This is a genomic window from Streptomyces sp. NPDC016677, assembly GCF_055562815.1.
The window spans coordinates 1-20,542 of record NZ_JBVHEO010000002.1 but is presented as its reverse complement, the minus strand read 5'-3'; the positions used below and the strand labels follow the sequence as shown (position 1 = coordinate 20,542).

The window sequence follows — 20,542 nt, the reverse complement described above, 5'->3', positions numbered from 1 at the left end:
GCCCGGCCCCCGCCGCACGGTTCCGGCCGGTGGTGCCGGCGCTGTTCCGCTGCCGCCGGCGGGTTCGTACGCCGGCCCTGGCCCGACGCACCCGGTCTCTCCGGCAGCTCGGCGAGCGTGGTCTCCCGGTGCGAGCGCCCCGGCCGCGCCGTCAGGCGTCAGGCCGGGTGGTGGTCGGCGACCACGCCGAGTTCGATGCCGTGTTCGAGGAGGGCTTTCAGCGCGCACAGCACGGTGGTGAATCCGCCGACGGTGTCGTTGAGCCAGGCGACGACGTCGTCCCCGGAACCCTGGAAACCGGTCTCGGTGACCCGCACGAGCGTGGCGTCCGCCGCGTGCGGTGCGAACGTCATCTCGACCAGCGTCGGCTGATCCTGGTCGCCCCACTCGAACCGGATCAGCCGGCCGGCCTCCACCGCCTCGACCCGCACCTGGACGGACACCCCGTAGACCGCCCACTCCCAGCGCAGCTCGGCCCCCGGGACCATCCTCCCGCTGCTCTCGCTGTACCAGAACCGCGTGGTGACGGACGGATCGGCGAAGGCTTCGAAGACCTCCGCCGGGGGCCTGCGGACGATCATGGAAGCGGAGGCGGCCGGGGGCCGGGTGAGTTCGAGTCTCTGCACAGGCACGATGATCAGGCACCGCCCGCCTCCCCGCACCCGTGAACGGCTCCGTGTCCCGCGTCCGTGTCCCGCGTCCGTGCCCCGGGTTCGTGCGCCGGGTCCGTGCGCCCCGGACGGGGCTCAGGACACCGGGCAGCTCAGCGGCCACACCCGCTCGGACAGCCGTCCGGTGAGGCGCTCGCCGGACAGCTCCGCGTCGGTGAGCCATCCCGCCGCCGTCAACTGGTCGACCAGCGGCCGCAGCGCGCCGGGATCACCGGCACACAGGGCGGCGAGCGCGCCGACCTCCACCCCCTCCCCGGCGCGGCCGAGCGTCTGCCCGTCCAGGCCGGTGCGCGTGGCGAGGGAGAGGGCCAGCAGCCGGGCTCCGGCACTCGTCCGCGACTTGCGCAGCTTCCGCTCGGTGACGACGCGCTGTGTCCAGCCGCTCAGCTTGGCCCGGGTGTTCTTCCCGAACGGGAGCGGACGGCTGCCGTCCGGACCGGGTACGAGGGAGGGCACGGTGACCGGAGTGGGGTTCTCGGGCCGGGAGGCGAGCACGTCGGCGGGGGAACCGGGGATCAGCAGCCATCCGCACTCCGTCAGCCGGCTGATGAGCTGTTCGGGTTCCTCCAGGGGCAGGGCGGTCAGATCCTGCCCGGTCAGATTGCCGGCACCGGTGCGGGCGGTCCGCAGGACGAGCAGCAAGGTGAGCAGGCGGGCCTCCGGGCCGGGCAGCGGGGCGTGGTCGCGCGCGTAGGCGAGGACGGTTCGGGCGTGCTCCCACAGCTGCGGTCCGGACAGCACGCGCGGAACGGCGGGTTCCTGGCCGTCGACGGTGTGTCCGGTGCGCTGCTGGTGCTGGCTGCGGGCGGTGGCCGCGGCCTGTTCCGCGCGCACCGCGTCCGCGCGCAACTGGACGTCGCCGATGACGTCGGCCCACTCGTGGAAGGCGCGGGCCTTGCGGGTGTGCAGGTCGGCGAGGAGCGACAGGTCGGGCTCGGCGCGCTTCTGGTAGGCGCGGAACTGGTTGCCCAGTTCGATGAGTTCGTCGCGCAGGCTGGTCGGCCGCAGATGGTGCGGCACGATGCGCTGCGCGATCTTCCCTTGCTTGCCGTGCGGCCGGTTCCCGGAAGGACGCGGGGCGGGCAGTCCGGCCCGCGAGGTACCGCCGGGCTCGGTCGGGGGCGCGGGAGCGTGGGAGAAGCTCGGTCCCGCCGCGGCGCGGGCGGGCCGGGCGCCGACCGGGGGCCGCACCGGGCCGGCCGGCGCCGGAGCGGTGGCCACGACCCGGGCGCCGGGACGAGCGGCCGCGCAGCGCGCACAGCACTCGAGCGCCTGCCACCAGCGCCCCGCCCGGTCCGCGACGACCGCGAACACGACCCCGCCGCCGCACCGCCACGCCGCGGTGCCGGTCTGCCGGCCACCGGCGGCGGTGTCGCCGTGTCCGGGGCACCCATCGGCCCGGCACGCGCAGTACGCCTCGCCCCGCGGGCCCGCGGCGGCCCGCAGATGCGCGGTGAGGTGCGCGACGGCGAAGGACCGGCCGGCGGCGGCGGAGGGCAGGCGCTGAGCCGGGCACGCCGGACGGGTGCAGGAGAACCGCACCGCCGTGCTGCCGCGACCGACGGGATCGAGACGCACCATCCAGGCCCGCCCCGGCACCCTCTCGACCGGCCGGCCCGCCGCCGTGTGGGCCTCCAACTCCATCCTCGTCCCCTTCCCTCGCGTCGCCGCACGCGGTGATCTCGTCGCTGCGCGGCAGAGCAGTGTGCCGCAGTCACGTTACGGTCTGGAACCGGCCGATCACCGCAGGGTGGCCGGCCGGCAGGCCCCTCGGTGTCCGCGCCACCGCGTCACCCCTGGGAGGCACCCCGGTGACGCGGCCGGTCCCGCCGTCCCGCACCGGATCTCGTACGGGTGACCAGCCCGGCGCGCTGTTGACGTGAGGCGAATGAAGTGGCCGGTGGGAGGAGGTGTCTCCCGATGCGAGAAAATAGTTGCCTGTAGAAACCAGGTCGCGTGAAAGGTCCTCCATGCCCCACCTCACCATCGACTACTCCGCACACCTGGCCGATGTGTTCGACCGCGCGGCCCTGGTCAGGGAACTGCACCCGCTCGTCCTCGAGGAGAGCGGGTCGGCGGGCGTGTGCAAGACGCTGGTGCGTCAGGCCGAGACGTACGTCGGTGACGGAGCGGGGGAGGGGCTCGCCTTCGTGCACGTGGAGGTCGGTCTCAAGCCGGGGCGGTCCGAGGCGCTGAAGGGGCACCTGGCCGAGAGCGTCCTGGCCCTGGTCGGCAAGCATCTGCGGGCGGACGGCGTGGTCCTGTCGGCGGAGGTGCGGGAACTGGCCGGCTCCTACCGCCTGTCGCCCGCCGCGCCCCGCGGGCGACGCCGGCGGACCCGTCCGGCGCCGTCGGCGTCGTCGCCCGCCGGCTCCGGACGGCCGTCGAACACGCCCGCCGTATCCGGCCATGTCCCACGGGGTGGCCTGTGCCGTGAAGTATCCCGTTCACGCGGGTGACGCGCCGCCGGTCGCGCGCGGCCGACCTCGGCCGATGCCCCTCGCGGTCACCGTGCCCCGGACCTCCCGGGCCCGGCGCGGCGGCCCGTGGCCCGTGTCCGGACGGCTTCCCGCCCGAGGGCGGCACCCCGGGGTGTTGTCAGTGCCCGCTGCCGGACCCGTTCCTCAGGACGGGCCGCGCCCGGCGGCCGCGACCGGGAGGGGAAGCACAGCGAAGGTACCGGACGGGTTCCACACCGTACGCGCGCCCATCCGCCGCGATCCGAGGCCTCGGAGCGCCAAGCGGTGGAGTGGATGGACGATCGCCGGTCTGCTGGCGGGGGTCTGGCTGTGGGGGCAGCTGTTCGGCTTCGGAGAGGCCGCGCCCGTGGCCCCGGCGAACCCGAACCCGGCCGCCGGCGCACCGGCCGAGGGCGGTGAGGCGGCGGTGACGGCGAGGCGGCCATCACGCCCGGGCCGTGCGGGCCGTGCGCGCCGCCTGGGCCTTCCGCGTCTTCCGCGCCTCCCGCACGGCCCGGTCGAGCTGGCCTCGGCCGCCGTGGTGGCACTGGCCGCCGTGGTGCTGGCGGTCCGGACGGCCGGCGCGGCCGCCGAGGCTCTGACCGAGGCGTGGCCGGCGACTGGACGCCTTCTTCCACGACGCCGACGGCGGCTGGGTCCTCAGCGGCGGCGGTGGTGACAAGTCCGGCATGGACAACGAGCCGTCGATCCATGTGCCCTACCTGTACGACTACGCGGGCGCCCCGTGCAAGGCGCAGGAGACCGTCCGCGCGGCGATGAGCGCGCTCCGGTCGACCGAGCCGGACGGCATCCCGGGCAACGACGACCTCGGCGCCATGTCGTCCTGGTACGTCTTCTCCGCGCTCGGCATGTACCCGCAGGTGCCCTCGCGCGCCGAACTCGCCCTCACCTCACGGCTGTTCCCCCGGGTGGAGACCGACCGGCCGGGCGGCAAGGACATCTCCATCCGCGCGGCCGGCGCGGCGGCCGACGCGCCGTACATCCACTCCCTCAAGGCCGACGGGCGCACCAGCGACCGCCCGTGGCTGGCCGCCTCCGTCGTCGAGCACGGCGGCCGGCTCGACCACACCCTCTCCGCCACCCCCGACACCACCTGGGGAGCGGACCAGGCCCCGCCGTCCTTCCGCGACGGCGAGCAGCAGCCCCACCAGATCGGCGTCGCACCGACCGCCGCGACCCTCGCCCCCGGCGACAGCACCGCGGTCGGCATCCGCGCCCTCGCGGTCAGCGGCGGCAAGGGCCCCGACGTGCGCTTCCGGGTCGCCACCCCCGACGGCATCACGGCGAGCCCCGCCGAGGGCACCGTCACGGACGGCGCCCAGCGGATCGGACTCACCGCCGCCGACGGCACCGCCCAGGGCTTCTACGACGTGCGGGTCACCGTCACCTCCGGCGACAGTGCCTACGCGCAGCCCGTCTCCCTCACCGTCGCCGCCCCCGGCACCCTCCTCGCCGCCTACGACAACACCGGCGTCTCCGACGACGAGGGCGAACACGACGAGGCCGACTACGACGGCGGCGGCTGGAGCTACTCGCGCCAGGCACTGGCGGCGGCGGGCCCGACGCCGGGGGAGCGGGGCACGGTTCGACGGCCTCACCTTCACCTGGCCGAACTCCCCGCCGGGCCGCCCGGACAACGCCTCCGCCACCGGCCAGACCATCCAACTCACCGACCCGGCGGCCCGGTTGTCGTTCATCGGCAGCGCCGTCAACGGCAACCAGGCGTCCGAGGCCACCGTCGCCTGCACCGACGGCACCACCGCCACCGTCGGCCTCGCCTTCACCGACTGGACCGTCGGCGGCGGGGCGGGGGCGTCCAGTACGGCAACCGGACCGTCGCCGAGGCCGCGTACCGCAACGTAACGGGCGCGGACAAGGACCCGGTGGCGACGTACGTGTTCGCCACCGAGCCGTTCACCGCGCCGGACGGCAAGCGGGTGAGCGGCGTACGGCCGCCCGGCAACGCGAACCTGCACGTCTTCACCCTGCGGTGAGCTGACGCCCCGGGCGGGGCAGGGGATCGACTGCCCCGCCACCGCGGAGCGGCTCTGCTCAGATGTGCTCATTGCGGCCATTGATCGAGCACTTTCAAGCATCTATCGTCAGACGTGATCGCCCTGTCCGCAGAAGGGATGACCATGCCGGAAGCCACAGCCGCGTCCGAACTGCGCGTCGGCGTCGTCGGCGTCGGCCAGCGCGCCCAGTTGGCCACCCTCGCCGACCGCCCGGGAACCGCCCGGGTGGTCTCCTGCGCCGACCCGGCCCGGCGCGGCCGGGACGACGCGCGGAAGCTCTTCGGGGACGACGTCCGCCTCCACGAGCGGTACGAGGACATGCTCACCGACGGCCTCGACGCGGTGTTCGTGCTCACCCCCGACGACGCGCACACCGCGCCGGCCCTCTTCTTCCTCGAAGCCGGCGTCGCCGTGTTCGTCGAGAAACCCCTGACGGTCGACCTCGCCGACTGCGACCGCGTCCTGACCACCGCCGCCCGCACCCGCACCCGCCTGTACGTCGGACACAACCTGCGCCACCTGCCGGTCCTGCGGCGCATGCGGCGCCTCATCGACGAGGGCGCCATCGGCGAGGTGCGCGCGGTGTGGTGCCGGCACTTCGTCGGCCACGGCGGCGACTACTACTTCAAGGACTGGCACGCCGAACGCGCCCGTACCCAAAGCCTGCTGCTGCAGAAGGGGGCGCACGACCTCGACGCCATCCACTGGCTGGCGGGCGGCTGGTCCCGCTCGGTGACCGCCCTGGGCGACCTCGCCGTCTACGGCGGCAACCCGCACCGGCGCACCCGGCCGCAGGGAGCGCAGCGCGTCCAGGACTGGTTCGACGCCGGCGCATGGCCGCCGTCCGCCCTGCGCGACCTCAACCCCGTCATCGACGTGGAGGACATCAGCATGATGCTCGCCCGCCTCGACAACGGGGTGCTCGCCAGCTACCAGCAGTGCCACTTCACCCCCGACTACTGGCGCAACTACACGGTCATCGGTGACGAGGGCCGCCTGGAGAACTTCGGCGACGGCATCGAGGGCGACGACCCGGTGATCAGGGTCTGGAACCGGCGGCGCTCCGGCTACCGGCCCGACGCCGACCTGAGCCTGACGGTCACCGAGGAGGGGAGCGGAGACCACGGCGGCGCGGACGGGGCGATCGTCGCGGAGTTCCTGCGTTTCGCCGCCCACGGCGGAGCCACCGACACCTCGCCGGTCGCCGCCCGCGAGGCGGTCGCCGCGGGACTGGCCGCCACCGCGTCACTGCGCTCCGGAGGCGTCCCCGTCGACGTCCCGCCCCTGGACCCGCACACCGCCGCCTGGTTCGCCGCCCACCAGTCGGCCGCCTCCGGCGGAGGATCCTGCCCGTAGTCCGGGGGAACCCCGGGACCGGTCACGGCAGCAGACGGTGGCGGGCCGCGGCGGCCACGGCCCCGGCCCGGGTGCGCACACCCAGCTTGGCGTAGACACGGCTCAGGTGGGTCTTGACGGTGGCCTCGCTCAGGAACAGGGTCCGGGCGATCTCCCGGTTGCCGAGCCCTTGGACGAGACGGCCGAGGACGTCGCGCTCGCGCGGGGTGAGAGCCGGGCCGGGGGCGCGCAGACGGGAGACCACCCGGTCGGCGACCGACCCCGACAGCACGGCGCGTCCGGCCGCGGCGTCCCGCACCGCCGCGAACAGCCGCTCCGGCGGCTCCGCCTTGAGGAGGTACCCGGTGGCGCCCGCGGCGACGGCCCGGGCGATGTCGGCGTCGGTGTCGAACATCGTCAAAACCAGCACGCGCGGGACATGACCGCCGCCCGGCCCGGTCAGCCGGCGGGTGGCGGTCACCCCGTCCAGGCCGGCGCCCAGGTGCAGGTCCATCAGCACCACGTCCGGCCGCAGCCCCGCCACCATGCCGAGGGCCTCCTCGCCGCTGCCGGCCTCCCCGACGACGTCGATCCCCTCGGTGCTGGAGAGCAGGGCGCGCAGCCCGGCACGGACGACGGCGTGGTCGTCGCAGAGCAGCACCCGCACGGTCATGGCGCCCCCGCCCCGGCACCGTCCGCCGCGAGCGGCACGGACATCGTCACCACCGTCCCCTCACCGGGCGCCGACTCGACGGTGAGCGTGCCGCCCGCCTGCCGGGCCCGCATCCGCATCAGCGCGAGACCGTGGCCACGGCCGGCGGCCCGGTCGCTGCGGGGCGGCCGGCCCCGCCCGAGGGCGCGCGGGTCGAAGCCACGTCCGTCGTCGGCGATGTCCACGGTGATCCGGTCCTCCAGACAGGTCAGGGTGACCACGGCCCGGCCGGCCGCGGCGTGCTCCCGCGCGTTGGCCAGCGCCTGCTGGGTCACCCGCAGCACCGCCGCCTCGGCCGGCCCGGGCAGCGGACCGACGGCCCCCGGGGCGCCGTTGTCCAGGCGGAACTCGACGGCCGGCCCCGGCGCCCCGCCGTCCCGTCCGACGGCATCGCGCAGCGCCTGCGCGAGCGAGTTCTCCGCCAGGTCGAGCGGCGCCAGATCGCGGACGAACCGGCGGACCTCCGCGAGCGCCCGGTCCGCGCTCGCGGCGGCGTCCCGGACGTGCCCGTACGCGGTGTCCGGGGCGGTGTGCCAGTGACGCCGCGCGGCCTGCAGCAGCATCTGCTGGCTGGACAGGCTCTGGGCCAGGATGTCGTGGATGTCCGCCGACAGCCGCTGGCGCTCGGCCAGGACGCCCGCGCGCCGCTCGGTGGCGGCCAGCTCGTCGCGGGCACGCACCAGGTCGTCGATGAGCACCCGCTGCCGGGCGGTCAGCCGCCGGCTGTGCACCAGGACGGCCGTGGCGACGATGCCGACGGCGACCGGGGCGATCACCAGATTCGGGTTGACCCCGCCCTCCGCGATCCGCACCTCGGTGACGACGACGAGGACGACGAGTACGGCGGCGAGCGGCACCGCGAGCCGTACCGGCAGCCGGTGCGGCCCGGTGAACAGCAGCGGCATGGTGCACCAGGTGGCACTGGGCTCCAGGGCGAGCAGCGCCAGCCAGAGCGCGAGCACCGCACCCAGCCAGAGCAGGTGCCGGACGGCGGGACGCTCGCCGGGCCGGGGCGCGGGCGCCCGCACCTGCCCGAACAGGCAGAGGGCCCCGAAGGCCAGGAACAGGGCGAGGACCCCCGCGGTGCGCGCGCCGCCGGAGAGGCCGTGGGTCAGCAGCCGGGCCACCGCGCCGCCCAGCAGCAGGACGAAGGCGGTGCGCACGGCCGCCGTCAGCCAGCGCGCGTCGGGGTCCGGCTCCGTGCCGTCTCGCTCCACCGCCGCGTTCCCATCGCCTCGCCCGTGCCTGCCCCACCACGTATACACGCCGGCCCCACAAGGCACATCATCCGAACGGCCGACATGGCATGGCCCTCCGCGGCTCCCCGGGGATGACTGGACGTGGGACGACCCCGACGGCCCCGCCCGCGAGACTGCGGGGACCGGCCCCGGCCGCACCCCGGGGAACCCTACGGAGAACGAGCACCGCCATGCCCAAGGACCTCACCGCCAACCGCGCCGCCCTCGGCCACCGCCTCTCCTACGCGCTGCGCCACCCCGCCCGGATACCCCGGCACCTGCGCCGCACCGCCCGCGACGCCTGGCTGCGCCACCGCTCGCCGGACCACGTCGCCTACTACCGCGCGGTCATGCGCTCGGACACCCGCCGCGACCCGGACGCCGCCGTGGGCAGCCGCAGCCGCGAGCGCTGGCTGGCGCTGGGCGCGATGCAGTTCGACTACCTGCTGGGCCACGGACTGCGCCCGGAGCACCGGATGCTGGAGATCGGCTGCGGCAATCTGCGGGCGGGCTGGCGGTTCATCGAGTACCTGCGCCCCGGCCACTACTACGGCGTGGACATCTCGCCCGACATCCTGTTCGCCGCGCAGGACACCCTCCGCGACCAGGGCCTCCAGGACCGGCTGCCGACGCTGACACCGGTACGCGACCTGACCCTGGGATTCCTGCCGGAGGGCCGGTTCGACGTGGTGCACGCGCACAGCGTGTTCTCCCACTCGCCGCTGCCGGTGATCGAGGAGTGCTTCGCCCACATCGGCCGCGTCCTGGCACCCGGCGGCTGGTTCGACTTCACCTTCGACCGCACGGAGGGCGAGGAACACCACGTCCTGCGGGAGGACTTCTACTACCGCACCGAGACACTGACCGCCCTGGCCGCCGACCACGGCCTGGCGGCCCGCTTCATGGACGACTGGGAGGAACTCGGCCACGGCCAGTCCAAGATCCGTGTCACCCACCGGACGGACGGGTAGGCGCCACCCCGGGCGGCGCCGCGGCCGCCCCGCCGCGCCCGCACGACACGGCCGGACCGGGGTGAGTCCGGCCCGGAGCGGGCGGATACCGTGGCCGGGCGCACCCCCGAAAGGAACGCAACGCCGTGAATCATCTCTTCCTGCCGGCCGACGCGCCCGTGGACGCCGCCCTGCGCGGCTTCGCGCTCGCCCACCCCGGCCTCGTCCGCCTCCACGAGGACCCGCTCTACGTCACCGCCCGCGACCGCCACCCCGGCCGCCGGGTCGGCCTGCTGTCCGGCGGCGGCTCCGGGCACGAACCCCTGCACAGCGGGTTCGTCGGCCGCGGCATGCTCGACGCCGCCGTACCGGGCCGCGTCTTCGCCTCCCCGCACAACCGCCAGGTCTACGAGGCATCCCGTGCCGTCGCCGGCCCGGACGGTGTGCTGCACGTGGTCAAGAACTACACCGGCGACCGCATCAACTTCGGCATCGCCGCCGAACGCCTGCGCGCCGACGGCATCCCCGTACGCCGCGTCCTGGTCGACGACGACCTCGCCACCGACGACACGGAGACGGCGACCGGCCGCCGCGGCACCGGCGCCACGGTCGTGGTGGAGAAGCTCCTCGGCGGCGCCGCCGACGCGGGCCTGGGGCTGGAGGAACTCGCCGAAGCGGGCGCGGAGTTCGCGGCCGCCTCGCGCAGCATCGCCGTCGCCGCCCGCGCCCAGACCGCCCCCGGCCGCGGCGGCGAGGCCTTCCAGCTCGCCGACGGGGAGATCGAGTACGGCGTCGGCATCCACGGCGAACGAGCCGCCCGCACCGTGCCCCGCCCCGACTTCGCCGACCTCGTCGACCGCATGACCGAGCAGGTCCTCACGGCGCTCCCCGACGGCGCCCCGGACACCGTACTGCTGCTGGTCAACGGACTGGGCGCGACCACCCTGCTGGAGCTGTACGCCGTCCACGACCGGGTCCGCCACGTCCTCGGCGAGCGCGGTGTGAACATCGCCGGGCAACTCGTCGGCACCTTCGTGCCCGCGCTCGACATGAGCGGGTTCTCGGTGACCGTGACCGCGCTGCGCGACCACTGGCTCGACTGGTGGCACGCGCCCGCCCTGACCCCCGCCTTCCCCGTTTCGGAGACCGCCCGATGACCCAGACCGCCGACCAGGAAAAGGTCCTGCGTACCTACGCGGAGGCCGCCCGCACCGCCCACGACGCACTGACCGCCCTCGACCAGCTCTCCGGCGACGGAGACTTCGGCGACAACCTCCGCGGCGGCCTCGACGGCGTGGCGGCCGCCCTCGACGAAGGTCCCGCCGAGGCCCCGTTCACCGTGGCCGCCGGCGTCTTCCTCGACGAGGTCGGCGGCACCAGCGGCCCGCTGATCGGCCTGCTGTTCCAGGAGATCGGCCGGGCGCTCGCCGCCCACGGGGACGGCCGCGAGGGCTGGGCGGCCGGCGTGCGCGAGGGCCTCGCCGCCATCCAGCGCGTCGGCGAGGCCGAGCCCGGCGACCGGACCATGGTCGACGCGCTCGCCCCCGCCCGCGACGCCCTCGTCGGCGGCGCGGGGTTCGCCGACGCGGCCCGGGCCGCCCTCGCCGGGGCACGTGCCACCGCCGACATCAAGGCCCGCCGCGGCCGGGCCTCCTACCTCGGCGAACGCGCCCTCGGCGCCCCCGACCCCGGCGCGACGGGCGTCGCCCTGCTCTTCTGGTCCCTCGCCCGGACCGCCGAACCGGACGCGGACCTGGGCACGGTGGCCGACGTGACGGGGAGGCCGGCGGCGTCCTGACCCGCGCCGGCGAAAGGCGCACGGCGGCGACGCCGAGGGGCGCGCGGTACCGCGAGCCACCCGGTTTCGCCCGCGTCGCCCGGAACGAGCCCTCGTGACCATGACCAGGCTTAACTACGGCTGGTGACAATGGCGTTCCCCGTTGGCAGGGCACCGTGCCGCCGTGTAGCGTCAGCAGCAGATGTCGTGGTTCGCCGTACCAGCCCGCGCCGTGGCGCGGGCGTTCTGCTGTGTGCCCGAGGACCAGGACGACCACCTCCGGGAACGCACCGTGCGGACCCGTCACCGATCGGAAGGCACCAACATGGCCAGCGGCACCGTCAAGTGGTTCAACGCGGAAAAGGGCTTCGGCTTCATCGCCCAGGACGGAGGCGGCCCCGACGTCTTCGCGCACTACTCCAACATCAACGCCACGGGCTTCCGTGAGCTCCAGGAAGGCCAGGCCGTCACCTTCGACATCACGCAGGGCCAGAAGGGCCCGCAGGCGGAGAACATCACCCCCGCCTGACCGCCGCGGCAGGACCGCAGCACGAGGCCCCGCCGGCCGTCAGGCCGGCGGGGCCCGCTGTCACCGGCGCCCCGGCCGGACGGGACTCCCGGACGGGACTCGGCGGCCGGCCACGACCGGGGCCGTGCCCTCCGGCGGCCGGACCAGCTCCGCCAGCAGCCCGTGGCACGGTGCCGGACACCAGGTCAGGACCGACAGCCCGACCGGCACCACGACCACCGACCCGCCCGCCGACGGGTCGCACCCGTACGAGACGTAGCGCCGCCGGGCGGAGGACGTCCGCCGTGCGGCGCTGACCGCGGCGACCGGGCTGCTGCTCGCCGAGGGAGCCCCCACGCCCTGACCTTCTCCAAGGCCGCCGCCAGGTGCGACCTGACCACGCGGTCGCGTGTGTTCGTCGGCCTCCCGAACCGCGACGGCGCCGTCATCGCCGGGATCCTCGGCGCCGCCCAGGGCGGCCCCGGTCTGGCGGAGGCGCTCTCGACGCACTGCGTCACACACCGCCGCCTCGCCGTCGAACGTCTCGCGAGCGCACAGCAGGCCGGCGAGACCCGTGCGGAAGCCGGCCTGAGCCGATCGTCGATCAGCTGATCGCCACCCTCCTCGGTCGTGCGGTGAGTGCCGGCGGCTAGCCGCGCTCACCAGGGCCGGCGGAAGGCAGGAGCGAGGCGGCCGACTCCTCCTCGCGCCGGTGGGCCGAGGCGTCCCCGGGCGCGGTCGACGCCTCCTGTCCGGGGGCCGGGATCACGTCGGAGCGCCTGCCGCCCCGGTCGATGAGGCCCCCGGTGAAGGCGAGTCCGAGCCCGGCCAGGGCGAGTGCCGCGCCGACCAGGTTGGGTGAGGCCCAGCCCCAGCCGGCCGAGATGGTGAGGCCGCCGAGCCACGCACCGCCCGCGTTGGCCAGGTTGAAGGCGGAGTGGTTGGAGGCCGCCGCCATCGTCGGAGCGTCCTTGGCCTTGGCCATGAGGAGCATCTGCACGGGCGTCGTGATGAAGGACCCCATAGCCCCGAGGAAGGCGATGGTCAGGAGCGCGGGCACCGTGCTGTGCACCGTGAAGTAGAACGTCACCAGTGCGGCGGCGAGCAGGACGAGACCCACGTACAGGGTCGGCCGCAGCGCGCGGTCGGTGAACGGGCCCGCGATCAGCGTGCCCAGCGTCATTCCGACGCCGTAGAGGGCGAGGACCAGGGTGGTCGAGGAGTCGGAGATGCCCGTCAGGTTGGTCAGCATGGGCACGAGATAGCTGTACACGGCGAAGAATCCGCCGAACCCCACGACGGCCGTGGCCAGGCCGATGGCGACCTGCCGGTTGCCCATCGCCCGCAGTTCGTGCCGGACGCCGGACTGGCCGCCGCGCGGCTGGTGCGGAACGAAGAGGGCCAGCGAGGCCAGGGCGACCAGGCCGATGACGGCGACCGCGCCGTAGGCGAACCGCCAGCCCAGCTGCTGTCCGAGGGCCGTGCCGGCCGGGACACCGACGATGTTGGCGACGGTGAGTCCGAGGAACATCTTGGAGACGGCCCGTGCCGCGCGCTCGGGCGCCACCAGCCGGGAGGCCACCACGGCGCCGACACCGAAGAGCGCGCCGTGCGGCAGCCCCGCCAGGAACCGCGCGGCGAAGAGCGAGCCGAAGCCGGGAGCAACCGCGGAGGCGACGTTGCCGACCACGAACAGTCCGGTCAGGAGCAGCAGCAGCCGCTTGTGCGGTATGCGCGCTCCGACGCCCGTGAGGACGGGGGCACCCACGACGACACCGAGCGCGTAGGCCGAGACGAGGTTGCCGGCCTGCGGTACGGAGACACCGACGCCGTCGGCTATCTGGGGCAGCAGCCCCATTGTGGCGAACTCGGTCGTGCCGATGCCGAACGCGACGACGGCGAGGGCCAGCAGGGCCAGGGGCATGGTGCGGGCGACCTTTCGGGAAGTGCGGTACGGGAACGGGGGCGCGGGCGGTTCTGTCAAGCACCGCCGCCATCCGGCGGACCTGATCGGCCCGAGCCCCTCGGAGTGCAGCGGTGACGAGGCCATGGACATTCCAAGATCAAGCCGCTTTCGCGGTGAACTGTGTCACGCCTGGTGGGGCGGGCCGCGGGGCGGTGGCGGTCTGCTCCCGCGCTGCCGGAGGGCCCGGCCCTCGGCCGGCCTGAACGGGGTAGCTCCGCGTGCACGGTGCCGGACCAGGTTCGAGTCTGTGGTCATGAACATCCGTCCATGGGTCGTCGTGGAGCCGCCGGACAGCCGCGGTCTTCGCCGGGTCACCGTCGACGGACAGACGGTCGGCAGCGCGTGGTCACGGGCCGAGCTGGCCAGAATGCTCCGCCGCCGGGGCTACGCGGAGAACGTCGACCTGGACGATCCGGCATCCGTGTGTTGGCGCGGGGGTGACGGCGGGGACTGGCCCGACCGGCCCTGGAGACGGCGCTCGGTCATGTCACTCATGGTGGCCGGGCTGCTTGTTTCCATGGTTTTCAACGTGGTCATCGGATGGCCGGACGCATCGGGTGCCCTGACGTTCGCGCAACGGATCACCGGAGTGCTGTTCGTCCTCTCGGGCGTGCTGCTCGGCATCGCGGCGATATCGGCACTCGACCACTGGGGAAGGCAGCAGTTCAAGGCGTCCGGGGCGATTGTCCTGCTCGGCGCGTTCATTGTACTGGCCACTGACGGACTCCTTCTTCTCCTCTGGTTCGAGGAGCAGGAGTACACGCGTCATCTGCTGGTCTATCTGCCCGCCTTCTGCTGGTCCATATGGGCACTCTGGATTCTAGTGCGCCAAAAATCGTGGAAAGGGGTACCGCAGCCCAAAAAATTCGCGGCCGGGGTGGTTGTCACAGCGCTTCTGACGGCCATCAGTCTTGCTTACTCCACCATGTACCAGCCTGCGGCCGCCCCTATGCACTTCACCCTGAAAGCCGAGTTCGGGAAGGCTCGGGAGGACACCCGACTTCCCTTCGTGCACGTTCCGCTGACACTGCACATGAAAAACACCGGAGGAATCCCGGTGTACATCCTCAATGATATCTACACGGTCCGCGGCAGGGGAGCCTCGTATTCTCTGGGGGAGGAAGACCTGATGGCCGAGTGGAGGGAGAGTGTCGGACAACAGGGGGCGCGCGAAGGGGAGGCCGAACTCTATGTCGACCAGCTTACCTACACCACCATAAGCAGTGGGCGATTCTCTGAGTCCGGCAATTCTCTCGACGTCGGGCAGGAGTACGTTCTGACGCGTGTGTTCCAGCTGCCCAGGGCTGTCGAGTACGACACCGTGAGTGTCGAGCTGCAGATCTCGTACATGAGGAAGGATCGCGGGAAGATCGATGTGAAGGAGTTCAGGTCCGCTCATCCGTCATGGAACGAACGTGATCGATCCTATTACTGCGAGCCGGCGATGTGTGGAAGTCAGCTCATATACCGCGCAAGGGTACGGCACAACAACAATCTCATCAATGTGACACGCAAGCCGCGTTATGTGACTGCTGTCTGGTCCCCTAGAGGCCGGTTCATCTCTTCGATTTCTTCCTTCCCTTTCAGTTTCTCCGTACTCGGTGACTATGCCGAAGAAAGGAGAGAGCTGGAAAGATACGGAGCCGCCACGGCGCGGGCGGACTCAGAGATCGCCGTGGCCGAACTGCTGATATCCGCCGGCTGACCGGTCACCCGCCGTTCTTCGTGAGCCAACTGCCCACCGTGACCCCGAACTCCTCCTCCAGGTACGTGGCAGTCTGCTCGCAGGACAGGGCCGCGGCTCCCAGGGTCCCGAACAGCCTGTCGTGCGGCACGAGCTGAGCGAGTTCGGTGATGAGCGGTGCGACCTTGAACGGGCCGTGGGTGTGCTCGTCGTTCCTCAACTGGGCGAGGACGTCGAGCGTGTCGTTGCTCTTCTCCTCCGCCTTCCAGAAGTCCTTGACCCCTTCCTCCTCCCACTGCGCCGGAACCAGCTTCTCCAGCCCTCGTACGAGGTCGGACTCGGGCGTGGACTCGAAAACGGCGCTGCTGCAGAACGCGGCGGCCTTGCCGAGGGATTCCTCCGGGCGTTCCTGGGCGGAAGCGGCTTGTTCCTGTTGTTTCTTCATGCGAGCGGATTTCTCGTCCAGCTCTTTCGCGGCTTCGGACCGCTCCTCCTGCGACGTCCCGGGGTCGCTGATCTTCCTCAGCAGCGAACTGACCTGCTGAGTGATGTCCGAGAGCTGCTCCCGCTCCCTCGACGGCGTCCTCGGGTCCTGCACGATGTCCTGAGACGATCCCACCGGCACGAGAGTCGGCGCGGCCTCCGGCCCGTTGCTCCGCTCCACGGCGTAGGCCGTGTTCCTCATGGTCGTGATCATCTGACCCCGCAGGCCCCGCGGCGTCTCGGGATCGCAGACCATGTCCAGGGTGGAGGTGGCCCGCTTGACCACCAGGATGAGCGTGGACCTCTTCTCGGCCGGTACCCGGGGCTCGCTGACCGTCTTGAGCGCCGTAGTCACCTGCTCCACGACCGTGGTCAATTCCTCACGCAACCCGGGGGGTGTCCTGGGGTCGCTGATGGCTGCCAGCGCGGTGGACAGGTTCTTCGCACTCTCGACGACTCCCTGCCTGTCCTGCGGCATCGTCCCGGGTGCCTCGACCGTGCCGACGAGGGTGATCAGTGTTTCCACGGTCGGCACGAGTTCTTCGGGGACTCGTCGCTTCTCCTCGTTCAGGGCCGTCGTCGCCTCGTCGATTTCCTCTTCCTGCTCCGGCGGGGGTTCGGACGCCTGGTCGTCCGTGTCGCCGGGGTCCGGCGGTTCCGTGGTGTCAGGTGTCTCGCCCGGCGTGGAGGAGGGAGGCGCCGTGGTATCCGTCGGACCGGCGGGATCGGAGTCCGGTGGCGGGGGAGGGGGCGTCCCGCCTTCCGCCGGACCGCTCGGCTCAGAGGGAGGAGGCTCCGGAGGGTCCGTGGTCTGAGCCACTGCCCCGGCTCGGTCACCGTTCGCGCTCTGGGCGTCCGCCGAGGAAATCGTCGTACCGGCCGGCAGCGCGAGCGCCGCGACGAGAAGGGACGCGTGGGCCGCGTGAACCATGTGTTTCCGGGGAACTCCGAGAGTTCTGGCCATGATGGTTCCCGATGCGCTGGACGCCGGGCTGTTCCGTCCGTGGTGAGAGCGACTGACTGCGGCTCCCGAAGATGGCGGAGCCAAAGGAACGCCCAAGCCGATACAGATCCACTCTTCACCCGTCCGGCGCATCCCGCAACGGGAACACCGAGCGGCCGCGCTGCGACCGGAACCCGGCCGCTGAGCAGGCCGGGAGACGTCCGCCCGGCCGGAAGGGGGGCGTGCCGTGGACCGGTGCCTCGTCGGGCCGGGCAGGTCGGACCGAACTCGGGGCGCCGTGCTGTCACGACGATCCGGACGGTCGTGTCGCCTGCCCGCCGACGAGACGGGGCGGTGCGGGATCAGCCGCAGTTGTTCCGGTTGATCTTCAGGGAGCGGGTCTGGTCGTTGAGGTTGTAGCCGCGCAGGTCGTGGATGGAGCCGCCGCTGCGGGTGACGCACACCCACCGGCCGGCGTAGTCACGCCTCTCGTAGACGCGGGCGGTGCGGTCGGAGTTGTTGCGGAGGGAGCTGCCGCGATTGCGGATCGATGAGGGCAGGTCCTTCACGCTGCCGTCGACGGCGCGGCGTACCCAGGGCTGCCCGCCGAAGTTGATCTCGGGGTAGACGCAGACGTAGCCGGAAGGACAGTCGATCGCGATGTGCGTCGAGGGCGGGTCGCCGGCGGCGGACGCCGGAACGGCCAGGGGGGCAAGCGTGAGGGCGGCGGCGGCCGCGGCACGCATCAGGTTGGTCATCACGCTCTACTGATACGGGGTGACGGCGGCGGCCGGGGGCGGCTCGCGTCCGCGTTCACTCCAGCGGAGGACTCACCCGAACTGGAAGGCCCAGGCATTCCACCGGCCCGACGACGGAGGTGATCGAGCGGGCCGGGGCCCGGGAACACCGCCTGACCACAGAAGACGCTTCCGGGAGGACGGGCGTCCCTTAACTGTGCCGTACGCGGCGGGGTACACCGCGTACGGCAAGAACACCAGGCCCGAGCAACCGCTCACCGCCATCCGCAGCGTGGCCGGCGGCGACGCGGTGGTCTCCCCGCGGACCACCCGCCGCCTGCTGGAGAACCTCCGCCCGCACGTCCCCGGCGGCAGCCGCGCCGGCCACGACGGACCGGCTGAGCCGGCTCGGCGTCCGCGAGCGCGAGGTACTCGTCCATCGGGCCGCGGCCTGTCCGACACCGGGATCGCGGCCGCCCCGCACCTCGCGGAGGCGACCAGTCCCATCTGGGGCGGATCCCGCACAAGCTCGCACTCCGCGACCGGGTACAGGCCGTGATCTTCGCTTACCAGAGCCGCCTCGTCCACCTGGCATGACGCCGCCGCCCAGCAGGCGGCGATGTCGCACCTCCCGACCGGCGGCACGCAGTCGGCCGGTGGCACAGCGGACGGCGGCGCACGATGCGCTGCGGGACAAGATCCGGTGCGCTGAGGGGAGACCGGGGACGAACGGGGCGGCCTAGCGTGACGGCGAAGTGACCGCGGCGCGCCGCTTCGCGGGACTCGGATCCCGAGCCGGACCCGAACGCGGACGCGGCCCGCACGCCACCGCCATGCCGTACGCCCCGCAGGAGGTTGTCGAAAGGTGTCCACGATGCCGGTCGGCGGGCTGATTCCCCGCGCCACCGTCGACGCGGCGGACCTGGTCGTCCGCAACGCCGAGACCCACACCCGCGACCCCCGCCCCCCGAGGGCCGAGGTGATCGCCGCCGGCCGCGGCCTCGTCCCGACCGTCCCGGCCATGTTCGTCGGGGCCCTCGCGGGCGCACGCCTCCTCGTACGGGCCCTGGCCGTACCGCTCGTGGGGACGTCTCCGGCCGACCGCCGGCTGTCGTCCGCCGTGCCCGCCCGGACGGGGCCGCGGTCATGAGGGCGCCGGACACCTCGGCCTGGGCGCCGCTGGCGGCACGTGTCTTCCGTGCCCTGTGGATCGCGCAACTGGTGTCGAACACCGGCAGCTGGATGCAGACGGTCGGCGCCCAGTGGCTGCTGGTCGGACACAGCGCCTCGCTGGTGACCCTCGTGCAGACCGCCGCCAGCCTGCCGGTCGTGCTCCTGGCCCTGCCCTCCGGCGTGCTGGCCGACCGCTACGACCGCCGTACGGTGCTCCTGGCGGCGCAGTTCGCCATGCTCGCCGTGTCCGGTGTGCTGACGGTGCTCGCCTTCCAGGAGGCCCTCACCCCGTACCTCCTGCTCGCCCTCACCTTCCTGCTGGGCTGCGGCACCGCGCTGATGGGCCCGGCCTGGCAGGCGATCCAGCCGGAGCTGGTGGAGCGCGAGCAACTCGGACAGGCGGCCGCGCTGGGTGCCGTGAACATGAACCTGGCCCGCGCGGTGGGCCCCGCCGTCGGCGGCCTGGTGGTCGCGGCGGCGGGAGCGGGCTGGGTCTTCGCCTTCAACGCCCTGTCCTACCTCGGCATCGCGGCCGTCCTGCTGCTGTGGCGACGGCCCGTCGCACCCCGGCCCGCCGGCCGGGGCGAGGGGCTGCTGGCGGCCGTGCAGGCGGGCCGCCGCTACGTCCGGCACGCCCCTGGCGTCCGCCGTGTCCTGCTGCGCACGGCCCTGTTCATTCCCGGCGGGGCCGCCATGTGGTCGCTGCTCCCGCTGGTCGCCAGCCGTTCCCTGGGGCTCGGCTCGGGCGGGTACGGACTGCTGCTCGGCGTGGTGGGCATCGGCGCGGTGGGCGGCGCCTTCGCGCTCCCGGCGATCCGGCGCGCGCTCGGCGCCAACGGCATCCTCGCCGCGGGCGCGGCCGTCTTCGCCGTGACGCTGGTGGTGCTGGCCACGGTCCGGATCCCCTGGCTCGCGGCCGCCGCGCTGCTGCCCGCGGGCCTGGCCTGGATCGGCGTACTGTCGACCCTCAACGCCGCTGTCCAGCAACGGCTGCCCGGCTGGGTCAGGGCCCGGGGACTCGCCGTGTACCTCGTGGTGTTCCAGGGCGGGCAGGCGCTCACTGCTCCGCTGTGGGGCCTCCTCGCCGACCGGCTGGGGCTGACCGGGGCCCTGCTGCTCGGCGGCGCCCTGCTGCTGGCGGGTGCGCTGTGCGTGCGCCGCTGGCCGCTGTACGCCACCGACGCGGCGGGCCCGAGCCTGTCCGATCACTGGCCCGCCCCGCCCCTGGTGTTCGAGCCCGGCCCGGACGACGGTCCGGTGCTCGTCTCGGTCACCTACCGGGTCGCCCCGGAGGACCGGGCCGCCTTCACCGGTGCCATGCGGCACGTCGCCCGTTCCCGACGCCGCACGGGCGCCCTCACCTGGGGTCTCTACCAGGACGGCGCTGATCCCGGCCGGTTCGTCGAGAACTATCTGGTCGCGTCCTGGTCGGAGCACCTGGCCCAGCACCACGGCCGGCTCACGGCCACCGACCGCCGCTTCGAGGAGGACGCCCGCCGGCTGCTCGTGCCGGGAACCGCGCCCGAGGTGACCCATGCCTTCGACGCGGCCACCGGACCGGTGGCCGCGGGCGGAGGGCCGTGACGTCCCGGCCGGACCACGTGTGGGGGCCGGGGGCCGGGTGCCGCAGCCCGGCCACCGGCCCTCGGGCGTCTCATTCGTGGGTCCGCAGTGCGGCGAGGCGTTGCGTGAAGGGGGTGACCTCGTCGAAGGAGTCCCGCCGGGGCTGCGGCACCGCGTGGGACAGTCCGGTCATCAGCTCCGCGAGTTCCCGTCCGGCCCGCGCGATCCGCCCGTCCAGGCCCTCGGCGCCCCAGTCCTCGGAGGCGGCGTAGACGCCGGTGGGGACGACGACGGCCTTGAGGTGGGC

At 73.4% G+C, this 20,542-nt stretch carries 18 protein-coding genes and 2 pseudogenes; 11 read left to right on the top strand and 9 right to left on the bottom strand.

Annotation, left to right across the window (positions count from 1 at the left end; translation table 11 throughout):
* Positions 1-158: 158 nt before the first annotated feature.
* A complete protein-coding gene (locus ACZ3IG_RS05370) occupies positions 159-626 on the bottom strand; it encodes an SRPBCC family protein (RefSeq protein WP_467429252.1) in 468 nt (155 codons plus the stop codon).
* Between the two features lie 120 nt (positions 627-746).
* Positions 747-2,315, bottom strand: a complete 1,569-nt coding sequence (locus tag ACZ3IG_RS05365; protein ID WP_467429251.1) for a hypothetical protein — start codon at positions 2,313-2,315, stop codon at positions 747-749.
* A 326-nt stretch (positions 2,316-2,641) separates the two neighbouring features.
* Between ACZ3IG_RS05365 and ACZ3IG_RS05360 the strand changes: the two genes are divergently transcribed.
* The 3 genes and pseudogenes from ACZ3IG_RS05360 to ACZ3IG_RS05350 all read left to right on the top strand — a co-directional run bounded on the left by ACZ3IG_RS05360 (position 2,642) and on the right by ACZ3IG_RS05350 (position 6,522).
* A complete protein-coding gene (locus ACZ3IG_RS05360; protein ID WP_467429248.1) occupies positions 2,642-3,130 on the top strand; it encodes a 5-carboxymethyl-2-hydroxymuconate Delta-isomerase in 489 nt (162 codons plus the stop codon).
* A gap of 617 nt (positions 3,131-3,747) precedes the next feature.
* Positions 3,748-5,145 (top strand): annotated as a pseudogene (locus ACZ3IG_RS05355) (glycoside hydrolase domain-containing protein); the annotation flags it as partial.
* A gap of 144 nt (positions 5,146-5,289) precedes the next feature.
* Positions 5,290-6,522 (top strand): Gfo/Idh/MocA family protein, encoded by a 1,233-nt coding sequence (locus tag ACZ3IG_RS05350; RefSeq protein ID WP_467429247.1) that lies wholly within the window; start codon positions 5,290-5,292, stop codon positions 6,520-6,522.
* Positions 6,523-6,544: 22 nt separating this feature from the next.
* Here ACZ3IG_RS05350 and ACZ3IG_RS05345 read toward each other — a convergent pair whose 3' ends face one another.
* Together ACZ3IG_RS05345 and ACZ3IG_RS05340 are read right to left on the bottom strand one after the other, a co-directional pair.
* Positions 6,545-7,174 (bottom strand): response regulator, encoded by a 630-nt coding sequence (locus ACZ3IG_RS05345; protein WP_467429246.1) that lies wholly within the window; start codon positions 7,172-7,174, stop codon positions 6,545-6,547.
* Positions 7,171-8,430: a sensor histidine kinase gene (locus tag ACZ3IG_RS05340; RefSeq protein WP_467429244.1), complete on the bottom strand. Its 1,260-nt coding sequence runs from the start codon at positions 8,428-8,430 to the stop codon at positions 7,171-7,173. Before ACZ3IG_RS05340 ends, ACZ3IG_RS05345 begins: the two co-directional genes overlap by 4 nt.
* Before the next feature lie 212 nt (positions 8,431-8,642).
* On the opposite strand from ACZ3IG_RS05340, the gene ACZ3IG_RS05335 reads away from it, so the two are divergent.
* The 4 genes from ACZ3IG_RS05335 (at position 8,643) to ACZ3IG_RS05320 (ending at position 11,707) form a co-directional block, all read left to right on the top strand.
* Positions 8,643-9,422 carry a class I SAM-dependent methyltransferase gene (locus ACZ3IG_RS05335; RefSeq protein ID WP_467429242.1) on the top strand — a complete coding sequence of 260 codons (780 nt, stop codon included), beginning with the start codon at positions 8,643-8,645 and terminating at the stop codon, positions 9,420-9,422.
* 125 nt (positions 9,423-9,547) lie between these two features.
* Positions 9,548-10,558, top strand: a complete 1,011-nt coding sequence (locus tag ACZ3IG_RS05330) for a dihydroxyacetone kinase subunit DhaK (RefSeq protein WP_467429240.1) — start codon at positions 9,548-9,550, stop codon at positions 10,556-10,558.
* Positions 10,555-11,199, top strand: a complete 645-nt coding sequence (dhaL, locus tag ACZ3IG_RS05325; protein ID WP_467429238.1) for a dihydroxyacetone kinase subunit DhaL — start codon at positions 10,555-10,557, stop codon at positions 11,197-11,199. Before ACZ3IG_RS05330 ends, dhaL begins: the two co-directional genes overlap by 4 nt.
* 304 nt (positions 11,200-11,503) lie before the next feature.
* Complete coding sequence (locus tag ACZ3IG_RS05320; RefSeq protein ID WP_037622929.1) at positions 11,504-11,707, top strand: cold-shock protein; 204 nt, start codon at positions 11,504-11,506, stop codon at positions 11,705-11,707.
* Positions 11,708-11,767: 60 nt separating this feature from the next.
* On the opposite strand, the gene ACZ3IG_RS05315 is transcribed toward ACZ3IG_RS05320, so the two are convergent.
* Positions 11,768-12,043: a hypothetical protein gene (locus ACZ3IG_RS05315; RefSeq protein ID WP_467429236.1), complete on the bottom strand. Its 276-nt coding sequence runs from the start codon at positions 12,041-12,043 to the stop codon at positions 11,768-11,770.
* 54 nt (positions 12,044-12,097) lie between these two features.
* Here ACZ3IG_RS05315 and ACZ3IG_RS05310 point away from each other — a divergent pair, with 54 nt between their 5' ends.
* Positions 12,098-12,298 (top strand): TetR family transcriptional regulator C-terminal domain-containing protein, encoded by a 201-nt coding sequence (locus ACZ3IG_RS05310; protein WP_467429235.1) that lies wholly within the window; start codon positions 12,098-12,100, stop codon positions 12,296-12,298.
* Between the two features lie 37 nt (positions 12,299-12,335).
* Here the strand turns inward: ACZ3IG_RS05310 and ACZ3IG_RS05305 are convergent, their stop codons facing one another.
* Complete coding sequence (locus tag ACZ3IG_RS05305) at positions 12,336-13,610, bottom strand: MFS transporter (RefSeq protein ID WP_467429232.1); 1,275 nt, start codon at positions 13,608-13,610, stop codon at positions 12,336-12,338.
* Between the two features lie 295 nt (positions 13,611-13,905).
* On the opposite strand from ACZ3IG_RS05305, the gene ACZ3IG_RS05300 reads away from it, so the two are divergent.
* Positions 13,906-15,357, top strand: a complete 1,452-nt coding sequence (locus ACZ3IG_RS05300; RefSeq protein WP_467429231.1) for a hypothetical protein — start codon at positions 13,906-13,908, stop codon at positions 15,355-15,357.
* A gap of 4 nt (positions 15,358-15,361) precedes the next feature.
* On the opposite strand, the gene ACZ3IG_RS05295 is transcribed toward ACZ3IG_RS05300, so the two are convergent.
* Complete coding sequence (locus ACZ3IG_RS05295) at positions 15,362-16,915, bottom strand: hypothetical protein (protein ID WP_467429229.1); 1,554 nt, start codon at positions 16,913-16,915, stop codon at positions 15,362-15,364.
* Positions 16,916-17,124: 209 nt separating this feature from the next.
* A complete protein-coding gene (locus ACZ3IG_RS05290) occupies positions 17,125-17,520 on the bottom strand; it encodes a peptidase inhibitor family I36 protein (RefSeq protein ID WP_467430498.1) in 396 nt (131 codons plus the stop codon).
* Between the two features lie 844 nt (positions 17,521-18,364).
* On the opposite strand from ACZ3IG_RS05290, the gene ACZ3IG_RS05285 reads away from it, so the two are divergent.
* Entirely contained in the window at positions 18,365-18,649 is a 285-nt protein-coding gene (locus tag ACZ3IG_RS05285) for a hypothetical protein (protein WP_467429228.1), read from the top strand.
* Entirely contained in the window at positions 18,646-20,256 is a 1,611-nt protein-coding gene (locus ACZ3IG_RS05280; protein ID WP_467429226.1) for an MFS transporter, read from the top strand. The genes ACZ3IG_RS05285 and ACZ3IG_RS05280 overlap by 4 nt, the downstream gene beginning before the upstream one ends.
* A gap of 70 nt (positions 20,257-20,326) precedes the next feature.
* Here ACZ3IG_RS05280 and ACZ3IG_RS05275 read toward each other — a convergent pair.
* Positions 20,327-20,542, bottom strand: a pseudogene (locus ACZ3IG_RS05275) (oxidoreductase); the annotation flags it as partial.

What these genes read in the sequence shown, in the direction of transcription:
- ACZ3IG_RS05365 (WP_467429251.1), bottom strand. Translation starts at nt 2,315, where the DNA reads ATGGAGTTGGAGGCCCACACGGCGGCGGGCCGGCCGGTCGAGAGGGTG.
- ACZ3IG_RS05360 (WP_467429248.1), top strand. Translation starts at nt 2,642, where the DNA reads ATGCCCCACCTCACCATCGACTACTCCGCACACCTGGCCGATGTGTTC.
- ACZ3IG_RS05350 (WP_467429247.1), top strand. Translation starts at nt 5,290, where the DNA reads ATGCCGGAAGCCACAGCCGCGTCCGAACTGCGCGTCGGCGTCGTCGGC.
- ACZ3IG_RS05345 (WP_467429246.1), bottom strand. Translation starts at nt 7,174, where the DNA reads ATGACCGTGCGGGTGCTGCTCTGCGACGACCACGCCGTCGTCCGTGCC.
- ACZ3IG_RS05335 (WP_467429242.1), top strand. Translation starts at nt 8,643, where the DNA reads ATGCCCAAGGACCTCACCGCCAACCGCGCCGCCCTCGGCCACCGCCTC.
- dhaL (WP_467429238.1), top strand. Translation starts at nt 10,555, where the DNA reads ATGACCCAGACCGCCGACCAGGAAAAGGTCCTGCGTACCTACGCGGAG.
- ACZ3IG_RS05320 (WP_037622929.1), top strand. Translation starts at nt 11,504, where the DNA reads ATGGCCAGCGGCACCGTCAAGTGGTTCAACGCGGAAAAGGGCTTCGGC.
- ACZ3IG_RS05305 (WP_467429232.1), bottom strand. Translation starts at nt 13,610, where the DNA reads ATGCCCCTGGCCCTGCTGGCCCTCGCCGTCGTCGCGTTCGGCATCGGC.
- ACZ3IG_RS05300 (WP_467429231.1), top strand. Translation starts at nt 13,906, where the DNA reads ATGAACATCCGTCCATGGGTCGTCGTGGAGCCGCCGGACAGCCGCGGT.
- ACZ3IG_RS05295 (WP_467429229.1), bottom strand. Translation starts at nt 16,915, where the DNA reads ATGCGCCGGACGGGTGAAGAGTGGATCTGTATCGGCTTGGGCGTTCCT.
- ACZ3IG_RS05290 (WP_467430498.1), bottom strand. Translation starts at nt 17,520, where the DNA reads ATGACCAACCTGATGCGTGCCGCGGCCGCCGCCGCCCTCACGCTTGCC.
- ACZ3IG_RS05280 (WP_467429226.1), top strand. Translation starts at nt 18,646, where the DNA reads ATGAGGGCGCCGGACACCTCGGCCTGGGCGCCGCTGGCGGCACGTGTC.